General features: G+C 53.4%; 8 protein-coding genes and 1 pseudogene. 1 reads left to right on the forward strand and 8 read right to left on the reverse strand.

Annotated elements, in window-relative coordinates:
* Nucleotides 1–3: 3 nt before the first annotated feature.
* The 4 genes from BM062_RS17765 to BM062_RS17780 form a co-directional block, all read right to left on the reverse strand.
* On the reverse strand, nucleotides 4–369 hold the full coding sequence (locus tag BM062_RS17765) for a flagellar biosynthetic protein FliQ (RefSeq protein WP_371326602.1): 366 nt from the start codon (nucleotides 367–369) through the stop codon (nucleotides 4–6).
* Nucleotides 370–709: 340 nt separating this feature from the next.
* On the reverse strand, nucleotides 710–1,960 hold the full coding sequence (locus BM062_RS17770; RefSeq protein WP_092399261.1) for a glycosyltransferase family 9 protein: 1,251 nt from the start codon (nucleotides 1,958–1,960) through the stop codon (nucleotides 710–712).
* Nucleotides 1,961–2,343: 383 nt separating this feature from the next.
* Nucleotides 2,344–3,270: a hypothetical protein gene (locus tag BM062_RS17775; protein WP_092399263.1), complete on the reverse strand. Its 927-nt coding sequence runs from the start codon at nucleotides 3,268–3,270 to the stop codon at nucleotides 2,344–2,346.
* Nucleotides 3,271–3,627: 357 nt separating this feature from the next.
* Nucleotides 3,628–4,878, reverse strand: coding sequence for a glycosyltransferase family 9 protein (locus BM062_RS17780; protein WP_175501066.1), 1,251 nt, complete (start codon nucleotides 4,876–4,878; stop codon nucleotides 3,628–3,630).
* Nucleotides 4,879–4,964: 86 nt separating this feature from the next.
* On the opposite strand from BM062_RS17780, the pseudogene BM062_RS17785 reads away from it, so the two are divergent.
* Nucleotides 4,965–5,387: pseudogene (locus BM062_RS17785) on the forward strand (transposase); the annotation flags it as partial.
* A 309-nt stretch (nucleotides 5,388–5,696) separates the two neighbouring features.
* Here BM062_RS17785 and BM062_RS17790 read toward each other — a convergent pair.
* The 4 genes from BM062_RS17790 to BM062_RS17805 all read right to left on the reverse strand — a co-directional run bounded on the left by BM062_RS17790 (nucleotide 5,697) and on the right by BM062_RS17805 (nucleotide 21,825).
* A complete protein-coding gene (locus BM062_RS17790; RefSeq protein WP_092399269.1) occupies nucleotides 5,697–6,296 on the reverse strand; it encodes a hypothetical protein in 600 nt (199 codons plus the stop codon).
* 27 nt (nucleotides 6,297–6,323) lie between these two features.
* Entirely contained in the window at nucleotides 6,324–6,887 is a 564-nt protein-coding gene (locus BM062_RS17795; protein WP_092399271.1) for a hypothetical protein, read from the reverse strand.
* 308 nt (nucleotides 6,888–7,195) lie between these two features.
* The gene (locus BM062_RS17800) at nucleotides 7,196–7,429 is read right to left on the reverse strand and encodes a hypothetical protein (protein ID WP_092399273.1); all 234 of its coding nucleotides are present in this window, start codon (nucleotides 7,427–7,429) and stop codon (nucleotides 7,196–7,198) included.
* The gene (locus BM062_RS17805) at nucleotides 7,429–21,825 is read right to left on the reverse strand and encodes a LysM peptidoglycan-binding domain-containing protein (RefSeq protein WP_092399275.1); all 14,397 of its coding nucleotides are present in this window, start codon (nucleotides 21,823–21,825) and stop codon (nucleotides 7,429–7,431) included. The genes BM062_RS17800 and BM062_RS17805 overlap by 1 nt, the downstream gene beginning before the upstream one ends.
* Nucleotides 21,826–21,849 lie beyond the last annotated feature (24 nt).

The following is a 21,849-nucleotide window of genomic DNA, read 5'->3' on the forward strand; positions in this document are numbered from 1 at the left end:
AAACTAGAACATCGACGGAATATCGGACCAGAGCTTGGTCGAGAATTGGGCCAGCTTATGCAACATCCAAGGGCCAAACACCATCAAGGCGACACCAGCGGCCAGAAGTTTCGGCACGAAGGTAAGCGACATTTCTTGCACTTGTGTCACGACTTGCAGAATGCTGACGATCAGGCCAACCAGCATGCTTAACGCTAAAACCGGCATACATACCAGCAATCCCGTCCAAAACATGTCTGCCATCATCTGCAAGGCTAAATCGGCGTGCATAGAAACTTTCGGTACTCGTATCCCAAAAAACAACGCCTTACAGGCTCCCCTTGCAAAACTCTTTATTTTGTCACGCGTGTTTTTGTCATCAGTTGTCATTTTTCCGCTATGAAATCTATAACGGAACATGTAACTTTATATTATTGCGCGTAACATTTTGTGGAATATTAACAAGTTTCCAAGGTCTAAGCAAAAAAATTACTCTCTACAACATTTACAAAAAGATCTTGAGGGGTTCTTGAGAAATGGCTAGCAATAAGGCGTATCCAGCATTCCCATCGAACAAATTTCCATAAGGAAATTGTTTTATGAGGAACAAAACCAGCCGCACGCAAAGAACGAAGCATGGTTTTCCACATGAATCCCGGGGAGTTGCACAAAAGAAACAACGGGGAGATAGGCCGTTATTTAGAGCAATGCGATTCTTGTCAATCGCAGATCAATTTTGTTGGGCAATCAGTGATTTCATCATTCCATCAATCACCGGTCGCCAATCTCCGAGCATGGTTTGGCGATACAGACGCATGGACGAATACCATGGAGTGTAATGCTGGCAGTCATACCATCGATGATCGCATGCCTGTGCCAACATGACCCATACGGGCATATTGCAGGCGCCAGCCAAATGCGCTGGCGCTGAATCAATCGTAATCACAAGATCAAGATGTTTCATGACGTGGGCGGTATCTTCGAACGACCCCAGGTGCGCGCCCAGGTCAACCACGCCATGAAGTTCCAACAATCCTTTTTCTTGCTCGGTGAGATTACCGACCTGGAGTGAAAAAAACTCGGTGGCATCGGTTTCCAGAAGTGGAACTAAAGTATTGAGCTCCATGGACCTGAACGGTTCATGCCGTGCGCCAGACTCGCTGCGCCAGACCAGCCCTATCCGCCTGCAGCCTCCTCGACGTCCAACCAGCGTTTGTTGAATAATTTCCGGCAGGCTGTATTCATCCGACAACGTCAAATAACCCTCTACCGCACTTGGGAAATAAGGTGTCTCTTGGTAAATGGCGCTCAATGAAAAAGGCCACGTGATGTAATCGAAATCGATCGCCAGACTATCGACAAGCGTTATTGGCAGGGAACTGTTTTTGAAGAGCCCATGAAGATAATGGGGCGCCTGGCAATAAATAGCGGATGCCCCATCCCGATGCAAGATTTCGGTATAACGCAGCAGCTGCAACAGATCTCCTGCGCCACCTTCGAGCGCAATCATGATGCGCTTGCCGGCAACTGGCTGCCGCTCCAGGACTTTATCCAAATGCGGCAAGAGCCAAGTATTGTCTTTGTTGGGCGACGATAGCCGGCTCCACACCTCGCACCATTCTGCGGAACGCATCTTTCTATACAAGGGGTGAGCGTCCTGGAATTGCCCCAGACAATATCGTGTCAATAGCAATTCTGACGCGATCAAATAATAGTCGTATGGATAAGCAGTCCATTGCGGCAGCACTTCTTCCAAAAGTGGGGACGCCTGCTTGAACATGCCGAGATAATTCATGTCAATGCCAAGCTGCGTCCGCTGCATCAAAGTATCCACTTTTGCAGACCATTTGACGGCCAGCTCGATAGCGTCCTCAACCTTTTGGCAGTTCCTCAATTTCCGAATCAGATTTAGAGCAGTGTCATAATTTGTTTGACTTTGATATGTGGTGTAGGCTGCCGTGAGATCAACCAAATTGCTCATGTCATTCGCTTTGCTTAAAGTATTTACAACTATATAGAGATCGAATTATCGTTTGTGAAAGTAATCCGAATTTGGGGTGGCTGCATACCATGTCCAAAACACGATTTCTTGGGTGCGTTGGATCAGATCTCAGAATAATACATTAGCAACAACTCGACTCCAAAAACAAACGAAGATTCATAAATCTCTATGCTTCATTGCAAGACCCCATAATTTTTCGCTGCCTTCACCATAACTTAGCTCACGCACCACGCTTCGCGAACGAGTGTCCAACCTCAAGTCGAAGTTTGATGCAGGCTGGGTCATATCTGCCAACCCATAATTTGCTTGCCGCGAACCTTTATGCGCTTTATGGCGCCTCATGCGTCTGCAGACGGTTTGCGCTATAGGCGCTGACGGACTGCAGCAACATAACGGTGCATTGCGCCAGCCAAAATCTCTTTCTGTGGCGTCAAGCCAAGCAACGCGAGAGGGCCGGCCTTCTCGAGCATGCGCCGCCGCGGAGCATCGGCCAGCAGCGCATGCACCCGCTCGACGAGTTCATTGTACGAGCAGCCGTCGACGGCGTCGCGCAGCACCTGCGGTATCTCGGAATGCGGATAAAGCTCTGACACGACAGCTTTGCGGTTGCGCAACAGGATGGACAAGCGCGGCAATTCCGCAATGTTTGTGTGATCGGCCTTGCGCATGTTTAAGGCGAGCTTTGCACGCGGCAGCAAGGCATCGCGCTGCGCGGGCGTCCAGGCCTTTCCTATCGGATAGACTACCCGCAGCCCGTGCGACTCTAGCTCGCTCAAAATGGAAAGCCGGCGGGGCATGGTTTCACCGAAGAAGATGACATCGATGTCCTGCTGGTCATCGTTCAGCACTTGCTCTTCGGATACGATGGGTGTCGCCATCGGCTCAAAAGTCAGGGGTACGTAGTCAGACCTGAGTATCCCCAGAGTTTGATGATGCTTCAGATTGTCAAGGCTGTACTCCCAGACCCATGCGCGCTGGAGCAAGTGGCGATAGCCGGGCATTTCTGCCAACAGTTCAGGCAGGCCAGGCTCAAAATTGACCACGATGGCGTTGAGCGGCAGCTCCGCATCGGAAGGCAAGCCAAGACCCATCGCGAAAAAGAAAAGGTTGATGTCGGCGTTGTCTACGCTGGGTGCGGCTTCGATGCTGGTTGAGTATCCCAGCTGCTCGCACGCAATGCGAAAGCTCTCCATAACCTCCGTCACGTTCTCGTTGCCCAGCGTACAGAAGCGCAGATGCGGCCGGAACGGGAAGTCTTCCGGCCAGCCTGCCGGGCCTGTTGTGCTCACAGGCTCGCCTTCACCGGGGCAATGTCACCAGGAATAATTGCCACTGAGTTGAATCGCAGTCGTTCCTCCATTCGGTAGGGTTGCTGGACTTCTAAACCTAACGGCGATTTCCAATCGTTTGCATTTAATCCCATGATTTGTTCCTCAATATTTTTATGGGAAAACATATTAGATTTACAATATTGCATCGATGAATTATTTTCTATTTAATAATTCATCAAACATTGCATTCAAGAATGAAAAAACTTGGGATCAGGTCTAGCATTGACACCTCTATCCAAAATTAGATTTCGAGATTGAGGATGAATTTCTTCACGCTATGTATCAATGAAAGACCTGCCCCCCATACTCTTCCGTTCAATGCGACAAATCGGCGCTCATAGCAGCAACCACGGAACTCCAATCGCCAAGCTCGACCTGCCGGTAAAGGCGCATCGAGGAATACCAGGGAGTAAAACGCTGGCAGTCATACCAGCGAGAGTCGCAGGACTGCGCCAGCATCAGCCATACTGGACGCTGGCGGGCACCGGCCAGATGCGCCGGCCCTGAATCGATACTCAACAGCAGGTCCAGCCGCTCCAACACATGGGCGCTGTCTTCGAATGAACGCAACTGCGGTGCCAAATCAACGACCTGGAACTGCTCCAGTAGTTGCTTTTCAGCATCACTCAGAGTGCCCACCTGCAGCGAAAAGAAATCGGCATCGGCGCTTGCCAGCAACGATGCCAGTTCTTGCAAATCCATTGAACGGAAAGGTTCGTGACGCACCCTGGTTTCGCTGCGCCAAACCAGCCCTATGCGGCGTCGGCCACCGCTACGCTCGGCGAGTTTTTCCTGGATGCCCACAGGTAGGACATAATCAGCCGCCAATCCGAGATAGGCCTCTGCAGCAGGAGGAAAATACGGACTCTGCTGATAGCGCGTAAACAGCGCAAAAGCCCAAACAATGTAATCGCAATCGGCCATGCCACCAAAGGTGCTGTCAACGATGACAATCGGCAGGCCACTATTCGCCATGAAACCCTGCACCGCAACGGGCGTCTGGCAATAAATCAACGCAGCACCTTCCTGCTGCAGGTTCTTTACGTAGCGGGAAAATTGCAGCAAGTCGCCGACACCGCCTTCGCTGCCGATCAGGATGGTTTTTCCGGCGACAGGCTGGTCGTACAACACCTTGTCCTTGTGCGGCAAGAACCAGCTGTTGTCGCGATTGTTCGAAGCCAGCCGACTCCACACTTCACTCCACCTGCTGCTGTGCAGCGGTCGCTGCAGTTGCCGCGCTTCATGAAACTTGCCCAAGCAATATTTCACAATCGCCAGTTCCTGCCTGATCTGGTAATAAGTTTCATCGTCAGACTCAATTTGTGGCAGTACTTCCTCCAGCATCGCTTCAGCCGGTGCCAGCATGCCTAAGCAACTCATATAATAAGCCAGCTGCGCGCGTTCTATTGGCTCTTTCGCTTTGTCCGACCACTTCAATGCCAGGGAGATGGCATCCTCAGCCTTGCCGGCCAAGTGTAGTTGACGGATGAGATCTAGCGCGGTCCGGATATTGGTCTCTTGTTGATAGAGAGTGTAGGCAGTGGTCAGGTCGTTCAGAGATGTCATATGGGCTTGGGCGAATTCTATGGATAAATATAGTGCTTCAGGTGGAAGCATTGATTGGAGAGGTCGCCCTGCAGTTCTAAAACGCAATCGAGGAAACTATCCGCGGCAAACCGCCAGATAAGCGCCGATCCGTTCGCCAAGTTCAGGCCGTTCCGCTGTTCGATGCCATGAAGCAGCGGTTCGATACAACGCTGCCCACGCTTTCCAGAAAATCGAACACCCGCGGCGCGTTCCGGTATGCGCTCAATCGCTGGCCGGCACGCGCCTGCTACTGCAGCGATGTGCAAGCTGAGATCGATAACCTGCTGGTCGCGCGGGCGTTGCGTGGTATCGCCAACGGACGACGGAAATATCTGTTCGCCGGCACCGACTCTGGTAGAGAACGGGCAACGGCGATGTATAACCTCATCGGCTCCGCGCGTCTGAACGGCATCGTTCCCGAAACATACCTACACTACGTCATCGGACGCATTACGGAACATCCAATCAAGCGCATCGGCGCACTCTAGTCCTGGAACGTCGCTCCTTTATTGCTGGACAACGCCAGGATCAATCCTCTTCGATAGCGGCTCACCCTGTCTTGGTCAAACCGTTTCGGGATGGTCCAGATTAATTGCTTACGCTATCGGAAACTTGGGGTCATGCAGAAACTTGAGGTCAGGTCTTGCATTAACACACCTCGCCAAAATTAGATTTCGAGATTGAGGATGAATTTCTTCACGCTATGCGTCAATGCAAGACCTGCCCCCAGGCTCCTCCTTCGCACTATTTGACAGTGCAAGACCTGACTCCAGGCTCTTTTCAAAATTGGCAACGCCCTATTCCTGTGAAGCACGCAACTCCTGTGCGCCGAGTAAAGCCGGCTGCATCTTCAACAAGGCATCTTCCATTGCACGTCTTCCGGAAAGAGAAAATCCCTCCTTGAACTCGGAAAATTCTGCTTGACCTTGTCCATTGACCTTTTTGGAGAACAATGGATTACCGTTCGCATCACTTATATCGCATGTCATTTCAACACTGAACTGCGTCGGCATCCACGTTAATACGCTTGACGACGAAGAGTTGGTCACCAGCTTTGGAGTGATCACATAATCAATTTTATTTTTCTCGATAGATGCCTTGTCATTTGCCGTATTTAATTTTGTGACAGTGACAAAGACATTCGACAGCATTTTATAAAAACCTGTTTCCATATCGCGATATGGGCTATAGGCCACTCTATCACCGCCTCCGCCAGGCGTTTCGATTTCTCGCGCCAGCATCTCGTCAGAGATGTAATACGCCACGCTCTTCTTGATCGGCGACTCTGCGGCGGATGGTTTTATGTTGTCAATATTTGGTGCGATCCTGATGGGATGCGCGCAGCCAGCCAAAGCCATGATGGTCGCAATAGATGCGATAAATTTAGTAATATTCATCTTTAAATAGCTGTAGTCATGGACGAATTATTTCAGTGCATCGAGGAAATTTTGATCTGCATAAAGCGAGGTCAATAATTTTTGCACCAAAGTTGGGTATTCCTCAATTGCGCGCGGAATGGCAACGGCGCCGACAAAGGAAGAAGGCCATTCGTGATGGACCGACTTCACCTGATCATACAAAATTTGACCACTCTTCTTTACGATAAAACGCGCTTCTATGTCCCCGGAACCTTTGGAAAATCCAGTCGCGTCCAGATCATTTTTCAACAACGTGCCCGTAACTTCCACATCCGCATTTGGCGCTCCACGATTAGCCAGCGAAAGTTCCTGCTTGATTGCTTCCTCTACATATTTTGAGTAAGAGTCTTGATACGGCGATTTCATTGAACTGCCACGGATGGAAATCGGATTGGCATTTCCCTGGTCCTTGCTGGAAGCAAAATCTCCGACCTTTGTCATCTGAGTTCCTGCTTCTTTGAGCTTTTGAACATTGGTAATGGACGCAGAATAAGGTGGTGCCATGACAGAACAACCGGCCATCAGGACTACGGAGAAAAAGACCAAAAAAAATACTCGAAAATGATGCATGTTGAATTACTCCCTTATTAATTATTATGAATTTCTTACTAAAAAACTCGATCCGGCCTTGCATTAATACATCTCTCCAAAATTAGATTATTAGATTTCAAGATTGAAGATGAATTTCTTCGCGCTATGCGTCAATGCAAGACCTGACCCCATATTTCCGTGGTTTTCGACAACGCCAACTCCCTTCGAAGTAATCTTGACGTTGCCATTTGAAAGTTCACGAAGCGGACCACCAGACGCAACTGGATCAACACCAAACTCAACTCCGCCAGTACGGGCACCTAACATTCTTTCTGTATTTGCCCCAACTAACTCGTTATTCCAATGGTTTCAATTCCCTTTTGCGTAATTACATACTGTACATTCACGCCAGCTTCTGGCTGTTGTAACTCAGCCAAGTGCTCCTCTACAAAAGAATGCAGCACCGCTTGCAAATCATAAGGCGCATCGGGAAATCCAAAGCCTCTAACTAGTTGGTAAAAGCTTGCACCTTTAGGACTGCGGCCGATAAAAGCCAAAATTTCTTTGATTTGCTTGTCCATTATTGACCTTCCATTAAGCGAATTGCATCCGGATGATATAGCGCACGAAGTGACTGATTGTAATTTTGTGGCTGAATCCCATACTCACGAAGTGCTGCCGAATGAGCATTGTAGTAAATGTCACTTGGTAACTGACCTGTTTCGTATCCTAGACTCCGAACGCGGGTAAATTCTCGCAATTCGTGTGTATAGAAGTTGTAATCCGCTACTGTTCCATTCATTTCACCATTGGAAATTCCTCGTAGGCGATCAATCATGAGTTGATTTGCTGCGTCGTCGCCGAAACGCGATACATGGTTTTCGACAACGCCAACTCCCTTCGAAGTAATCTTGACGTTGCCATTTGAAAGTTCACGAAGCGGACCACCAGACGCAACTGGATCAACACCAAACTCAACTCCGCCAGTACGGGCACCTAACATTCTTTCTGTATTTGCCCCATACGTCGCCCGAGTCGCCGACAGCTCCGCCGCTGTCATTGTCGTCCCTGAACGTACCGCGCCAAATGTCCCAAAACTCAGCAACGTTAGTCCTGCCTCACCAAACGCCTTAGCCTCATACAGCGCCGCAGTGCCACGGTTACCTGCATTCCAGTTAGCCTTGGCCGCATCGGCACTTTGTCCACCAATCATGCCATATCCAAAATCAGCGAATGAATCTCTTACCGCCCCCACCAAACGACCATTGTACTCAGCCGCAGTCATTGGAGGCTCCATAATACCGCGCGGTGAATTACCTAGATGGTAGCCATTCACAAAATCTTTAACCGCAATGTCATCGCCTTTATTCCAGAATGCACTTGTTCCAGGAACAGACTGAACAGATGGATAATTATCTGCAGGAATCTGACTGGCTTGCGAAACATAACCAGCGTCCAGTGGGCCCGCCATGTATGGGTTATCAAGTGTTCGTACATCTACCGACGGCATAGGAACGGCATAACCTATCGTCTCTGTTTCCGCGTTATAAACTATACCCGGCCCATAAGCACGGCCTGGTTGCATCGCAATGTCCGACTGGCTTGAAGCTCTAACGTAAATCGGATCGGATGCGCCTGTGCCATTTACAAAAAGTGGCCCTCTTGCGAGTCTCGACTCCATGTCCGCCTGCCCTTGCAATCGCGCAACTTCTAGTGTGCGCTGGCTCGAACCGCTCTGATCAATAAATCCGGCAGCCGACATATTTCCGTCTTCTAAGCCATAGATTTTCTGGGTACTGGATGCTGCTATTTGGTCAACCACCGAGTTGCCAATTGTGCTGGCCACCGCATCCATCGTCACAGCACCGATATTGCGGCCCAAACTACCACCGCGTGCAACAGCGCTAGCCACGCCCCCCGCGAACCCTCCCACCAGCTTTGCATCCGCCCGGTTGTAGCCCGCGGCGTACATTTTCGCACCGACGCCTTGACCTATTCCCTGTGCAATCGCCGAGACGGCAATCCCCTTCCAGTCAAAGCCATGCTGCAAGCCAGCGGCGACACCAATACCTTGCGTGAGCACACCGCCAGCAGCACCTTGCAGTGCGCCATTGATAAAGGCATTACCGGACATCCCCGGCAGATTATAGCCAACTGCACTCCCGATAGCAGCCATGGCTGCGCTCTTCCAGTTAATCCCATTTTGTTCCCCAACGGCAATCATCACGCCTTGCCCGGCCAGCGAACCGGCGGCACCGCCTACTGCCAGGGCAGTTGTTGCGCCAGTAGTACTGATCATACCGATCGTATCTCCTGCAGCAACACCGGCACCAACTGTCGCTCCTCCTCCCGCGACACCAGCACCAGCTCCGACAGTTGTTGCACCTGCAGCGGCACCGCCCACTGCCCCCTCAGCAGGCCCGAAGGCAGACATCCATGCTTGTGCTGCATATTCTTGCGCGAAGAACGTCGCCACGATAGCGACCACAAACGCCAGCATCGGGCCGAAGCCACCACACGCCCCGTCGTTAGCCGGTGGCGGCGGTGGCGTTGGCAAGGTTGGTTGCGTATTGCCTATCGCCAGGCCTGGATCATACGGTTTGAAGGTATTGGCCGTATTGTGCAAATTGGTAATGACGTTAGGCACCGTCAGCAACTGTCCGGCTCGGAGCGCCTCGTCACTGCCTTTTAAGCCATTGGCGTCGGCCAGGAGATACCATAACGTGCTATCCCCCCACAGCGCCGAGGCAATGCTCTGCAGCGTATCGCCCGCCCTGACCGTCCAGCTGCTTCCATTCATGCTCGGGTACTGGCTGCTGATCTTCATGTAATTTTCATCGAAGTCGACGGCACTGACCGGCTTGAATATCTTGTACTTGTCGTCGCCGCCCTTGTCCAGCTTGCCTGCCAGTTCCTGGGCATAGTCGATCTTTTCTATGCCGTCGTTGCCGACGTTGCCGATACGATGGCCATTGAGGTAATAGAAATTGTGGATACGGCCGCTGACGGCCCCGGTGATCTGATTATTGGCGTCGATGATCACGCCGCCCAACTCATTTCGCCTCAGCACTTGTCCCTGCTGATCGGTCTCGTAACTGAACGCGCGCTGCTTGGCTGCTTCGCCGCCGCCATCGTCAAATACCGCCTTGAGGTTCCCGTTGACGTCGTAGTTATATAAGCTGCTGGCCGGCTTCCAGCCGGGCGCCATCGGATTGCTGCCTTGGGCGGTGACCTTGCTTTGCTTCGCACCATCCCACCACTCGTAGCTGTAATCCATGGTCATGGCGGTGCCCTTGTCGGCATCGTCCGGCGTGACTTTGACCTGGCTGACGGTTCCGTCCGCCAATCGGGCATAGGTTGTCGTGCTGCCGTTGAGGCTATCGCGCTCGGTCTTTTGCAGACCATCCGCGTCATAGGTCTTGACCAGATTGGTGACCTGTTTGCTGCCATCTGCCAGCCATTCGGCATAGTTAGTCACCCGTCCCAACTGATCGTTGGTACGCTCGCTGGTTTTAACGCCATTGATGGTTTGCGTAGTCAAATAGCCCAAGGCGTCATAGCCGTATAACTCGGTTCGGCCGTCGCTGGCATAAGTCGCCAGCTTGCGTTGCCCGACTGCGTCATAGGCCAGGTACACGCCATCGCCACCCCCTGCCCCCAACACGACTGAGACGCTGGTGTCATCCGCGCTCGTAGCGCGTGCTCCCGACAACTGCCCCATGGTGAGCGTAAACCGGTTCAAGGCGTCATAGGCATACCAGTAATCCTGGCTCTGCTTGGTGTTGCCCACATAATCGTGATAAGTGGCGGCCATGTGGCGGCGATTGCCCACCGCATCGTATTCATAGCTGACGCTATAGAGCAGGTCCTTGATGCTTGTCACCCGATTTAAACTGTCGTAGGAGACATAAGCCTGGGTATAGACGTACGAACCCGTCAGCGAACGATAACTTTCGTAGGTACGGTTACCGTCGCCATCGTACTCATATAACGCCTGGGTGCCCGTGCCGGTATCGTCGATGCCTCGCACTAAACCGTTGCTGTAATAGCTGTAAGTAATATTTTTTCCGGCGCTGCTGATCTCACTCGCCAACAAACCTGCCCAGTTATATGCGTAACTGGTGGTGCGCCCGCCCATGTCCTGATGCCAGGTGACACGGCCGAATGTGTCGATATTGTCGGTCAGCGTATGGCCGTTGGCATCCGTGGCGATCTTTTGCCAGCCGCCGCTGACCACACTGCCTACACTGACGATGCTGCTGTTCCAGGTATATTGATACCAGACAGCGCGTCCTTCCGCGCTGACCGTATGGATGATGCGGCCCTCACCGTCATAATAGGTGCTGGTTATACCGGTCAGGGTGTTGGTCACCCCAATGCGGTTGCCGGCAGCGTCGTAATTATATTTATCGATGCTGGTCTGCGCACCGCTGCCGCGCGTAACCACTGTCAACTGTCCCAGCTTGCTGTAATCGTAGGTGGTCTTCTGCTGCAGTTCATCGAATTGAACACGCAGGTTGCCCAGTTGATCGTACTGCGACGTTTTATAGTTATGCGCGGCATCCCAGCTGGTGTCGACCTTGCCGGTGCCGTAATTCCAGCTCTGGGTGGTCAGATTGCCATTAGCGTCTTTCAGGCCCAGCAAATTTCCGGTGCGGTCATAATAAAACAGGGTTTCTGGACGCATCACCTGCTGATAACCATTGGCCAACGTGATCATCACTTCGGCCTGCTGCTTTTTGATCAGCTTGCCTTGGGCGTTGTAATATAAATCGTTCCAGTTGCCGCGGCCGTCACGCTCACCGCTGACTTCTCCGAAGGCGTTGTAGCGTTCATAACGATCAACCGTCATGTCCTTGTTCGTTTCCGTAATCACGCCAATGATGTCGGTATTGGTCGCCGGATTGGAACGGGTGCGGGTGTCGAAATAACTGTGCCGCTCCACCAGCACATTGCCGCTGGCGTCCAAGGCATCATAGCGGTATTCGTATTCCGAGTTTTCCGGCAAGCCATAGTCGCTGGTGTTGAACAGGAAACGCCCTTCCCCATTACGGGTGAGCTTGACCAAGGTATACGGGACATCGAAGTCGGCCGGATTCTTGGGGCTCGGACGGTAATACAGATTGATTTGTGTCGCCTGGTTCAAGGGTTGGCCAGGTGTTGGACCATTGATGTTGTTCGTGTCCGCATTCGGCACGAATTCGATTACCACCGGCCGCTCGCTACCGGTCAATGTTACTCTGCGGCCGCCGGTAGGCTCGACATCGCCTCCCAACGTGACCGTCCCCTTGCTCATCGATAGCGGCGTGCCGTAGGCGTCATAGGCCGTATAGACAATATTGTAGGTGTATGACTGTTTGGGATCGGGTATCAGGCCATCGTCGCTTGTTGCCCAGATAAATGTCCCGGCGCTCAGCTTGTCGAGACGCTTGTAGACGGTCTTGACGACACCATCGACCGTCATATCGTATTTGATCATCAGATACGTGGTATTTGGCGGCGGGTTAAACGTGATCGACGTTTTTTGATCCTGCAGGAAGCTGAAGTTCAACACAGGCGTCTGGCTGCCAGAGAAACTGGCTGGCGCGCTAAGGATGTCAATTATTTGACCATTCTTGTACAGCACCAGCGATACATCCTGATCGGTGCTATTGCCAGCAAAATCGATCGTGAATGCACCGGTCGCTGCATCGCGGCCAACCGGGCCGGAGGTATAAGTCCAGGCAGTGCTTCCTGTAGGACGAGTGCGTACAATCAGACCGTCGGGCACGATGCCGGTAGCGCTCTGTAGGTTATACGCGCGCAGGCTTTGCGGTGCCTGCCAGATGTAAGTGCCGGCAGCGCCGTATTGGAAGCCAGTATTGTTGTAGGCAGCGTCCAGCGGAATGCCGGCGTCAGTGATCGACGATCCCGTCGCGCCATGCGAAATGGTGACCTGGTATTCGTTGCGCCGCAGCAGCGTTCCGGCGGGGCGACCATCGCCGCCGTTGCTGACAGCAATAAACACCACATCGTAATTGCCCTCAGCCAAAGCCTGGCCATCGACGATATAGGAACCCGGCGTACTTAAAGCGCTTTGTGGCAATACCTGATACGCGCCCGTCGATCCTGCCGGGCGATAGTACGCCATGCTGGAGGCATCATTGGGCAGCGTGGAATTGGCAAAGCGGATCTGACTTTGAATCGGCGCGGCGACGTCAATAGGTGCGCTGGCAACCCAGGACGAAACCTGATTTCGCATGTATCCGTTTGTGCCTGTTCCGGTCTCGCCGAGAGATCCCCTGGGATCAACCCCCGACGTAATGTCATTAGTATTAGCGGAAAGACTCCCTAATACAATGCTGTTGGTAGGATCGCTTAGCGAGGTTAAGCGCACAATCGCCGTATATTTATCTACAGGAATAGATTTGCCTTCGTTACTCAACTGAGTAGGCAGCTGTACCGTTACGGTCTTTGGGGAGTTGCCGATTGCAGGGGAATTTACATGGCCATCGATGTAGTATGGCTGGATGTCGTTCCCTTGATAGCCAAACCACCAATAATAAGACGAATATGTCACCTCAACTGAGATACTGTAGTTGCCATAGAGTGCACTGAAATCAGGCAAGGCAATGGTGAGTTCGGGAGTGCCGTAGTCGGGTATCGGTCCATCTCGCCCCTGAACGGTGCCTTTTCTGATCGTCGCACTCATCTCCTGATGTACACTGCCGCCAGAAATGCCGATATCAGCTACACCCGACAAGGCCGGTTGCCTCACGGGCACATTCGAGACACTGGAGCCGCCTATCCACAATTCCGTATTGGCGAATTTGCCGCCATCAATCGGAATATCGATCGGCCTGAAAGTGATCTGCGGAGCACCCGCAGACACTTTAGGCTGCATGATCTGAAGCACTTGATTGCGCGCGTCATAGCGCGTGAATGTCTGGTTCAGTTGCACCTCCTGCACCAGCTTTTGCAAATCGGCGACGGTCGCGATCACGGCGTTACGCAAATCGGTCGTCATCGACTCCATTTTTAGGGTCGCGTTGCCGTTCTTGTCGTACATGTACAGATGGCTGATGCCGCCGTCAAAGTTGGAACGCACTACCCGCCCGGCATTGTTGTACTCAGCATACTGCTGCCACAGGCCATTCGCGCCGCCGCCGTTGGTGCGACGCCCGGTGACTTCACCGAAGGTGTTGTATTGCATCTCGGTGGTGGTGTCGCCATACAGCAGCCTGCCGGTATCGGGATCCGTACTTTGCGTGTTGCGCGAAATTTCCCGGTTGGCCGCATCGTAGCTGAAGCGCGTCGTGTCCTTGATCTTGTTGCCGCTGGCGTCCAGCCGTACAAAACTGGTTTGTACGGTGTTGCCGTTCACATCGAAGCCGTAGCTGGTGACGGTACCCACCGCATCAGTTTTGCTCACCAGGCGCCCTTCCGCGCCGTAGATGTAAGTTGTAACGCGGTCTTCGGCAGCAGTTTGCCCTTTTTGGGTCTCCTTGCTAACGTTATTCAGCCCGTCGTATTCGAATAAGGTGGTGCTGCGCACCTGCTTATTCAGGGAATCCACAAACTGCGGCAACATCTGGCTGCTCATGCGCCCCATGACATCGTAGGTAAAATCCCACTGGCTGCCATTGGCGTCGGTTTTATGCAGCAGATGGCCGTCACCATCATATTGATAACTGGTAACGGCATTGCCCCCCTTGACGTCGGTCATGGCACCGTTACTGTCCACCGTCGCATAATCGACGCCTGTGCGAGTTTCACTTGTGAGACGGTTGTTGCGGTCCCAGGTATATTGCGTGATGCGATCGTCGCTACTGCGCGCCCATGCCTTGATGATGGCTTGTGGATCGCTGCTGCTAGTAAAAGCGTCGGTATAACGCAGTGCATACTGACGCTGTTCGGATACATTGCCGTTGACGTCACGGACCCACACCGTGCCATAACCCTGGGCATCGATATCCAACACTTTCTTGCCGTTGGTATCATAAAAACTGAAGGTTTGATTGCCATTCGGATCGATGCTGCTGATCGCGTTGCCGCGCGTATCATATGTCCATGTGCGGACAATCGTGCTCGCGTTGTCGATGTAATACATCCCCGGACGGCCCGGATTATTGGGATCCTTGGCATCTGCGTAAAATTTGCCTGTCCCCACATTCATGATGCGCGACTCGATCAAACGGTTGCTGGCATCGTAGACATTGTTGGTTTCGCGCATATTGACCAGATCGGTCGGCGCCGCCGGCATGCTGCCGGGCGTGGTGGCCGTGACCGGCACCGCATACACGCGCGTTGTTACTACATTGCCGGCGCTGTCATAGACATAGCTGGTGTAGGTGCCGGTCGCACTAATATCGACAATTTTGCGATTTAGTGCGTCGTAATACTGAAAGCTGACATTGCCATTGGCATCCGTGGCACTGGTCTGGTTGCCACGCGCGTCGTACGTAAAACGCTGTATCGGCGTCACCATGCTAGTGCTGCCGTCAGCCGCAGTCACCGTCACTGGCCGGCCCGCGATGGCTATAACGTGGCCGAGCTTGTCGTATGTATATCCCGTTACGCGAGAATCACGCGTATCGTTTTCCAATTTTCCTGATAGATTGCCAAATGCATCGTAGTGATAATTGTTGATAGTGCCGATCGGCAGATATTCTGTCGTCAGGTGACCGGCACCATCATATTCATAACGGAACAAGCTGCCTGATTTATTGGTGTAGCTGACGCGCTTATCTAGATGGTTATATGCGTAGAGTTCGCTATAGCCCTCTGCATCGGTGGATTTGACGAGATGACTTAACTTGTCGTACTCCATCTGTGTCACGGCATCATGGACACTTGTTACCGGGATCGCTCCGGGTGCCGCAGCGTTATAGTACTGCGTGACCGTTACCGGATCCCCAAAGGCGTTGTAGGCGGTCTGCACGACCGCACCATCTCCCGTCGTCTGCAGCGTATTCTTGTTGGACTTGTTATAGGCAAACGCGGTTGTGCGCGCACCCTGCGTCACAGAGGCGACGTTACCAAAAGCGTCGTAGGAAGTCGCGATGCCTGACGGATCTGTTGCCGTCCAGGTGCGCGCAACACGGCCCACTGCATCGTAGCTGGTCGCCTTGACATAGCGATTCATCAGCAACACTTTTTGCGTCGCATCCAGTGCTGCCGCCCTTAAGCCATTCCCGCTGGCGTCCACCAAACCGGCCGCTTTGCGCTGAGATAGTGCCCAATCGGTATCCTGCTCCGCCAGTTCGACCGCCCGCGGATCATATTCGGCTGTCAGCGATCCCTGCGCGTTATAAACATAACGGCTGGTGCTGGCGATCGCAGTACCCCAGGCACGCGTCTCTTCAACCTTCCGGCCTACCGCATCATAAACAGCGCGGGTGATGGTTTGTGCTGTCGTGCCGTCTGCAATATACGTGTTGACGATATTACCCAGGCCATCGAGCTCATAACGCGTCGTGACTCCCATGGGGTCGGTGACCCCAACGGCACGGCCAGCGGCATCATAACGATAATACGTAAACGTAGACTCACCCGGTATGTAGGGCTGATTGGTGGTAGTCCATTGCAGGTAACTGTTGTGGCGCCAGGGGTGATTTCCCCAATACCGATATGACGCAATACGTATAACCTGGGTGAGGCGGCCATTAGCGTCGTAGCGATTTTCTGTGACGTAGTTCAAAGGGTCCATCACGAAACGCGGACGATTCGCACCGTCATAGATCCAGCTAGTCGTCGAGGGATCGATATTCCCAAAAAAATCACTAGCCTTTTCTTTGATCCAAGCCTGCAAATCTGCCGGGGTCGGATTAAGGGTTTTTGTGTACGCAAAAGCATGCCGCGTCTGGTCGGTTAAATTGCCGTTGGCATCGTAGGTGTTTTGTGTGATGTAACCCAATGCGTCGAGGCTATAAATGGCGCGGTTGGCGGCGTCGTAGATGGCATAGGTTCTGCGGTCCGCCGCATGCGATGCTGGCGTTTGTACAGCGAGTGCCGCAGCAATGGCCGCACTGTCAATCGCAACCGTCGCCGCGATCGGTGTCGCATAGGCAGTCGTGCTGACGACATTACCGACCTTGTCATAGACTTGCTCAGTAACGTAATTCATGCCGTTGACCGTATAACGCAGGCGGCCATCGGCTTCGTACGCATACTGCGTCACATGATCATCAGCACGCACCGACGGCGATTGCAGCGCAATCAGACCGGCAATGTCTTGCGCAGATGCCGCGCCGGCCGGCAGATTGATGCTCGCGGCAAGCGTTGTTTTTGCAATCACGCGTCCCGCAGCGTCGTACCCCGTCTGGGTGACTTCGCCGTTCTGATTGACCACATACACCACTCTGCCTACCGCATCGTAGGCATAGCGGGTCGGCACCGGCTCATTGTTTTGACGCACCAGGACCACATTGCCGTTACCGTCGTATTCGTATTCAGTGAGCAATTTCAGATTCACCGGATCGATGGTCTTGCTCGACAGCCGTCCCACCTTGTCGTAGACATACTCGGTCACTCTAGGCAGCGTACTGCCCGCACCCTCAGTGACTGTCAACTGATTGCCTGCTCCGTCATATGCAAAGCTGGTCGTCAGATTGAGCTTGCCTGCGCCCGCATCCACGATGACGACGATCTTTTGTCCCAGCTTGTCGTACTGGGTCGTGGTGAGTACGCCATTGGGGTCCGTCACGCTGACCGTCTGTCCCTTGGCGTCATAGCCGTAGGTTGTCTTATAGTTTAAATCGGCGGTATCGAATGTCCGTGTCAACACCCGGTTGGCGGCATCGTAGGTATAGGTGGTCTGGATGCCCCGGGCGTCCGCCGTGGCAATCAGATGACCGGTTCCGTCATAAGTGCTGGTCACCGTCGCGGCAGCATCGGTGCCTGCCGCTTTCGTACAGCTGGTGAGTTTGCCGTTATGATCGTATTGATAAGTGCTGCTGATCCCGCGGCCGTCGGTGATCTTGATGATGTCGCCGAATTCGTTCACGCTGGTGGTCGTGACGATGCCTTCCGCTGTCGTCACCGTCACATCGCGCTTGAACGGACTGTATGCGTAGGTCGTGGTATGCCCGGTCTTGTCGGTGCTGGTCAGCACGCTGTTAAACGCGTCATACGTCATTTGCGATTTATTGCCTAGGCCGTCGGTGACGACAACAACGTTGCCCTGGCGATCATAGTCTTGGCTGCGGACAGCGCCATTGGCGTCGATAGTCTCTATAGTGCGGCCAAAAGCGTCGTACGAAGCTTGAGTGATCAGGTTCAATCCTCCCGCATCTTTGGCTTGCAAAATGATCTGACCCAGACGATCGTAATCGATCTTGTCGATACGCTGGCCGCTTACACCATTGGTCTTATCCGTATTGATCGTCGTTGAAATCCGTTGACCGGCACTGTTATAGCTATACCTGGTCTCCACGCCGAGCGCATCGGTCTGCTTCACGATCTCGCCGGCATTGTCATATTGATAGTCGGTGACGCTGGCTGAATTGTCGGCGCCCAGTGCCGTAAACTTCGCCTGCAGCGCCGCCGTCAATTGGCCGCCGCTGAGCTGGGCCAGGGTGACTGCATCCAGTCGCGTGCCATAGACCGTTTGCCGTGTGCGTTCGCCGAAGGTGTCGTAGTCGAACTGCACCACCTCGCCTAAGGCATTGACGGTATGGCTGATATGACCGCTGATATTGTAATAAGTGAGTGTGGTATTACCGCTGGGGTCCGTCTGAGAGATCAATCGATCGCTGGCATCATAGCTGTAACGGGTGCCGTAGCTGGCCCAGATGGCATCGACCTTTTCCTGGCTATAGGCGTCGCCCATTGCGGCCAGGGCGGAAGAACCTTCGCCGGAGAGCAAGCCGATCAAACGATTCTGCGCATCGTAGCGGCGATTGCTGCCGCGCGTGGTGATCGGTCCGCCTATCGCGTCCATGAGCAGATTGCCCATGCTGTCATACCAGTAGCTGTCCCTGCCGGCAAGATTGCCGGAGGCCATGTCAAAGCTGGTGCGACTTTGGAGCGTCCCATCCGAGTTATAACGATAATTGGTCTTGCGCAGTTCGCCGCTGCCGGGACCCATTGCGATGTTGCGGATTGCGGCCCAATCGGGGCCGCCCAGCTGTACGGCAGGGACAACTTGGCCATTGCTGTTGACGTTGCCGCTCAATAGCAAGGCTGATACGTCCACCTTTGTCGCGCTCTGAATGCGTTGTGTGATGGTTCCGGCGCCGTTGCCGTTGCCATCGCTGTTGCCGCCGGCGTAGCTGTAATTGTATGTGGTCACAGCGCCTTCGCCGTCCACTTCAGCCAGCAGCTTGCCGCGACCATCGTACTGGTAATACTGACGAATATCGCTGGCGCTTGAATGTGGCCGGATATCGGCCAGCGTGCCTACATTGAGGAACTCCTCCGACGAGGCAGCGGCATAGGCAATAGAGGCAACTTTCCGGCCGGCGGCGTCATAACGGTATTCCGTCACATAGCCTTCGGCATTGCGCACTCCCTGCAGCTGGCCATCTTTGTCGTAGAAATAACGAGTGGTGCGGTCATTGGCAGCATCCGCTGCCACAGTCGATGTTGATGGATCAGGTGGAGTGCTGACGTCAAGACGGTTGGCATACAACGTCATCGACACAACGCGGCCATTGCCGTCGTAGCGATATCTGGTCACGGCGCCATCGGCATTCACCGTATGATCAAGTATGCTGCCTCCGGGATCGTTCTCGGAAATACCACGATAAAAATTCCATTGCGTGCGATCTTGCACGGACGCCGCAGGCCGTACTCCGGCATTGTCCAGGCTCGAACCCGGCCCGGCCACATCCACCGGCCGCCCGGCGCCATCAACCAGCGCCGCCAACTGCGCCGTGCTCAGCGCAGTCGCAAACGTGGTCGTGCTGACCAGGTGACGCTGCTTGCTGTCGTAAACATATTCGGTGAGCGTACCGTCAGGATCAATCTTGGCCACACGCTGCCCACTTTTGTTGTACAGATAGTGCGTTCTCACTCCGTTGGCGTCTACATCCATGCGCAAGCGGCCGTCGGCATCGTAAGCATGTTGAACCTCGGATAGCAAGGTCCCCGACGATGACTGTGCCAATGCAATCAATTCTCCCGCGCCGTTGTAGGTCGAAGTTTGCGTCAGCCCGTTGCTGAAAGTCACAATCGTCTGGTGTTTGCCATTATCGTATTGATAGCGCGCTGAATAACCGCCGGCGCGTGTAGTCAACAGCACCCGGCCCAAGCCATCGTAGCTATAACTCTCTCTATCGATCCCTACTTTTTGCAACAAGCGGCCGGACTGATCGTAGATATAGTTGGTCTGGGTTTTTCCGCCATCGCCGGTCCCGGCATCCTTGCCGGCGACATATCCTCCCGTGAAATCTTGACTGCCATCGGCTAGCAACGCGCCATATTCCGTGACCGTGGCGACATTGCCACGGAAATCGTAGGCGGTATCGATCCGCATTGCGCCCGATTTGTCGGTCAGGCCGGCAACCCAGGCGTTCAATGAAGTTTCGTTTGGAGCAACATTGGGTTGAAATGTACTGACGTCATAGAGCGACGTGCTGTACCGGATTTCCGTTTCTTTTTGACCGCTTGCGTTATAGCGATATTCAGTAACCCTACCTTCCGCGCTGATCGCAAAACGCAGATGGTCGTGCGAGTCGTAGGCATAGCGCTTCGTGGTCGTTTGCCCGCCTAGCGAATCCGGGGCCTGCACTGTTTCTGTCAACAGCTCATTGTCAGCCCCGAATGTACGCGTGGTGACGGTGCCTTGGTGATCTTTGACAACAATCAGGTTGCCATTGCCGTCGTAGGTAAAATCGTCCGGCGGCGTGTCGCTGTTTACAACCTGCGCAACATTGCCGCTATCATCGTATTTGAACTGTTTGTATTCCGTGTCCCCAGGTCCGGATGCCTGGATCAACCTGCCCTGACTATCGGAGATTAAGGTCGTCTTCAGGCCGAACGGATCCGTAATCGTTGTCGTGCTTCCGGCCGGATCCCCATTCGATGCAAAGTTATTGCCGTATTCCAGCGCGGTGAGCCGCACAACGCCTGCATCGCTAGTCTGCGCAATAGTAGCAACACGATAGTCGCCATTCGTCAAAACATAGGTAAACGCCACCTGCGATCCGTCTGACTGCGCAATCGAGGCAATCCGGTTACTGTCGCCATCGTAGGTATACGTGGTCGTGTAGACCCCGCGGTCGGGCGGCGGAGGCGCATCCGGGGCTGGCTTTTGCGTTGGATTTGCGTCAAGCGTTACTGTGCTGAGACGGTTTTGCGCATCATACGTATAGCGTGTGGCCGTGAGGATAGAGATGACTTGCCGTCCGTCAGCGATATCCTGATAGGCAGTACGGATCTGCGTCAGGTTGTCCCCGCTGTAATCCAGATAGGTGATCTCGCCAGATGCGGTAGTCACCTGCGCCAGCTTGCCAGCGCTGTTATATTGATACACGACATTGTTGCCGTCGCGGTCGCTCTTGATTGTCAGTCGTTGCAGGCTGTCGTAGGTTTCGTTGATCTGGTTTTTGCCGTCGTGATATGTCCAGTTGTTGCTCGCGGCGTCGAAAGCGAGTGTCGCCCGCGCGCCTGTGCCACTGGAAGCGAAGTAACTATTTCTGCTGGCGTCGAAAGTATAGGTAATGGCGCTGCCATCCCAGTCTATCCTTTGGATGGTGCTGCCTGCAGTATTGACGACACCGGTCAGCAAAGACAAAACTGGTGCCGCCCCGGGTTGCCAATTGTCGCCGGTAAGCTTGCCCTGGCTGTTATAGCTCCGGAAAATCTCGCTGTTGACACCGGTCCCGCTCAAGAACTGATCGCGGTCCTGCAGCAGCAGATTGCCGTTACTGGCATTAACATAGACCTGCTCGCCGGATTGCCCCAAGGCGGCATTGCCTAATTGGATTTTTTGTCCAAGACCCGACGCGGTACCGGACTGCAGACCCAAACCATTACCAGTGACGATGGCGACCATGTTTTAATCCTCGAGAATAATTTC

This window comes from Collimonas sp. OK412 (assembly GCF_900112135.1).
In the GTDB taxonomy this organism is placed as follows: domain Bacteria; phylum Pseudomonadota; class Gammaproteobacteria; order Burkholderiales; family Burkholderiaceae_D; genus Collimonas; species Collimonas rhizosphaerae.

Coding starts and splice junctions, on each gene's coding strand:
- BM062_RS17780 (WP_175501066.1), bottom strand. CDS start 4,878: ATGACATCTCTGAACGACCTGACCACTGCCTACACTCTCTATCAACAA.
- BM062_RS17800 (WP_092399273.1), bottom strand. CDS start 7,429: ATGGACAAGCAAATCAAAGAAATTTTGGCTTTTATCGGCCGCAGTCCT.
- BM062_RS17765 (WP_371326602.1), bottom strand. CDS start 369: ATGACAACTGATGACAAAAACACGCGTGACAAAATAAAGAGTTTTGCA.
- BM062_RS17795 (WP_092399271.1), bottom strand. CDS start 6,887: ATGCATCATTTTCGAGTATTTTTTTTGGTCTTTTTCTCCGTAGTCCTG.
- BM062_RS17805 (WP_092399275.1), bottom strand. CDS start 21,825: ATGGTCGCCATCGTCACTGGTAATGGTTTGGGTCTGCAGTCCGGTACC.
- BM062_RS17770 (WP_092399261.1), bottom strand. CDS start 1,960: ATGAGCAATTTGGTTGATCTCACGGCAGCCTACACCACATATCAAAGT.
- BM062_RS17790 (WP_092399269.1), bottom strand. CDS start 6,296: ATGAATATTACTAAATTTATCGCATCTATTGCGACCATCATGGCTTTG.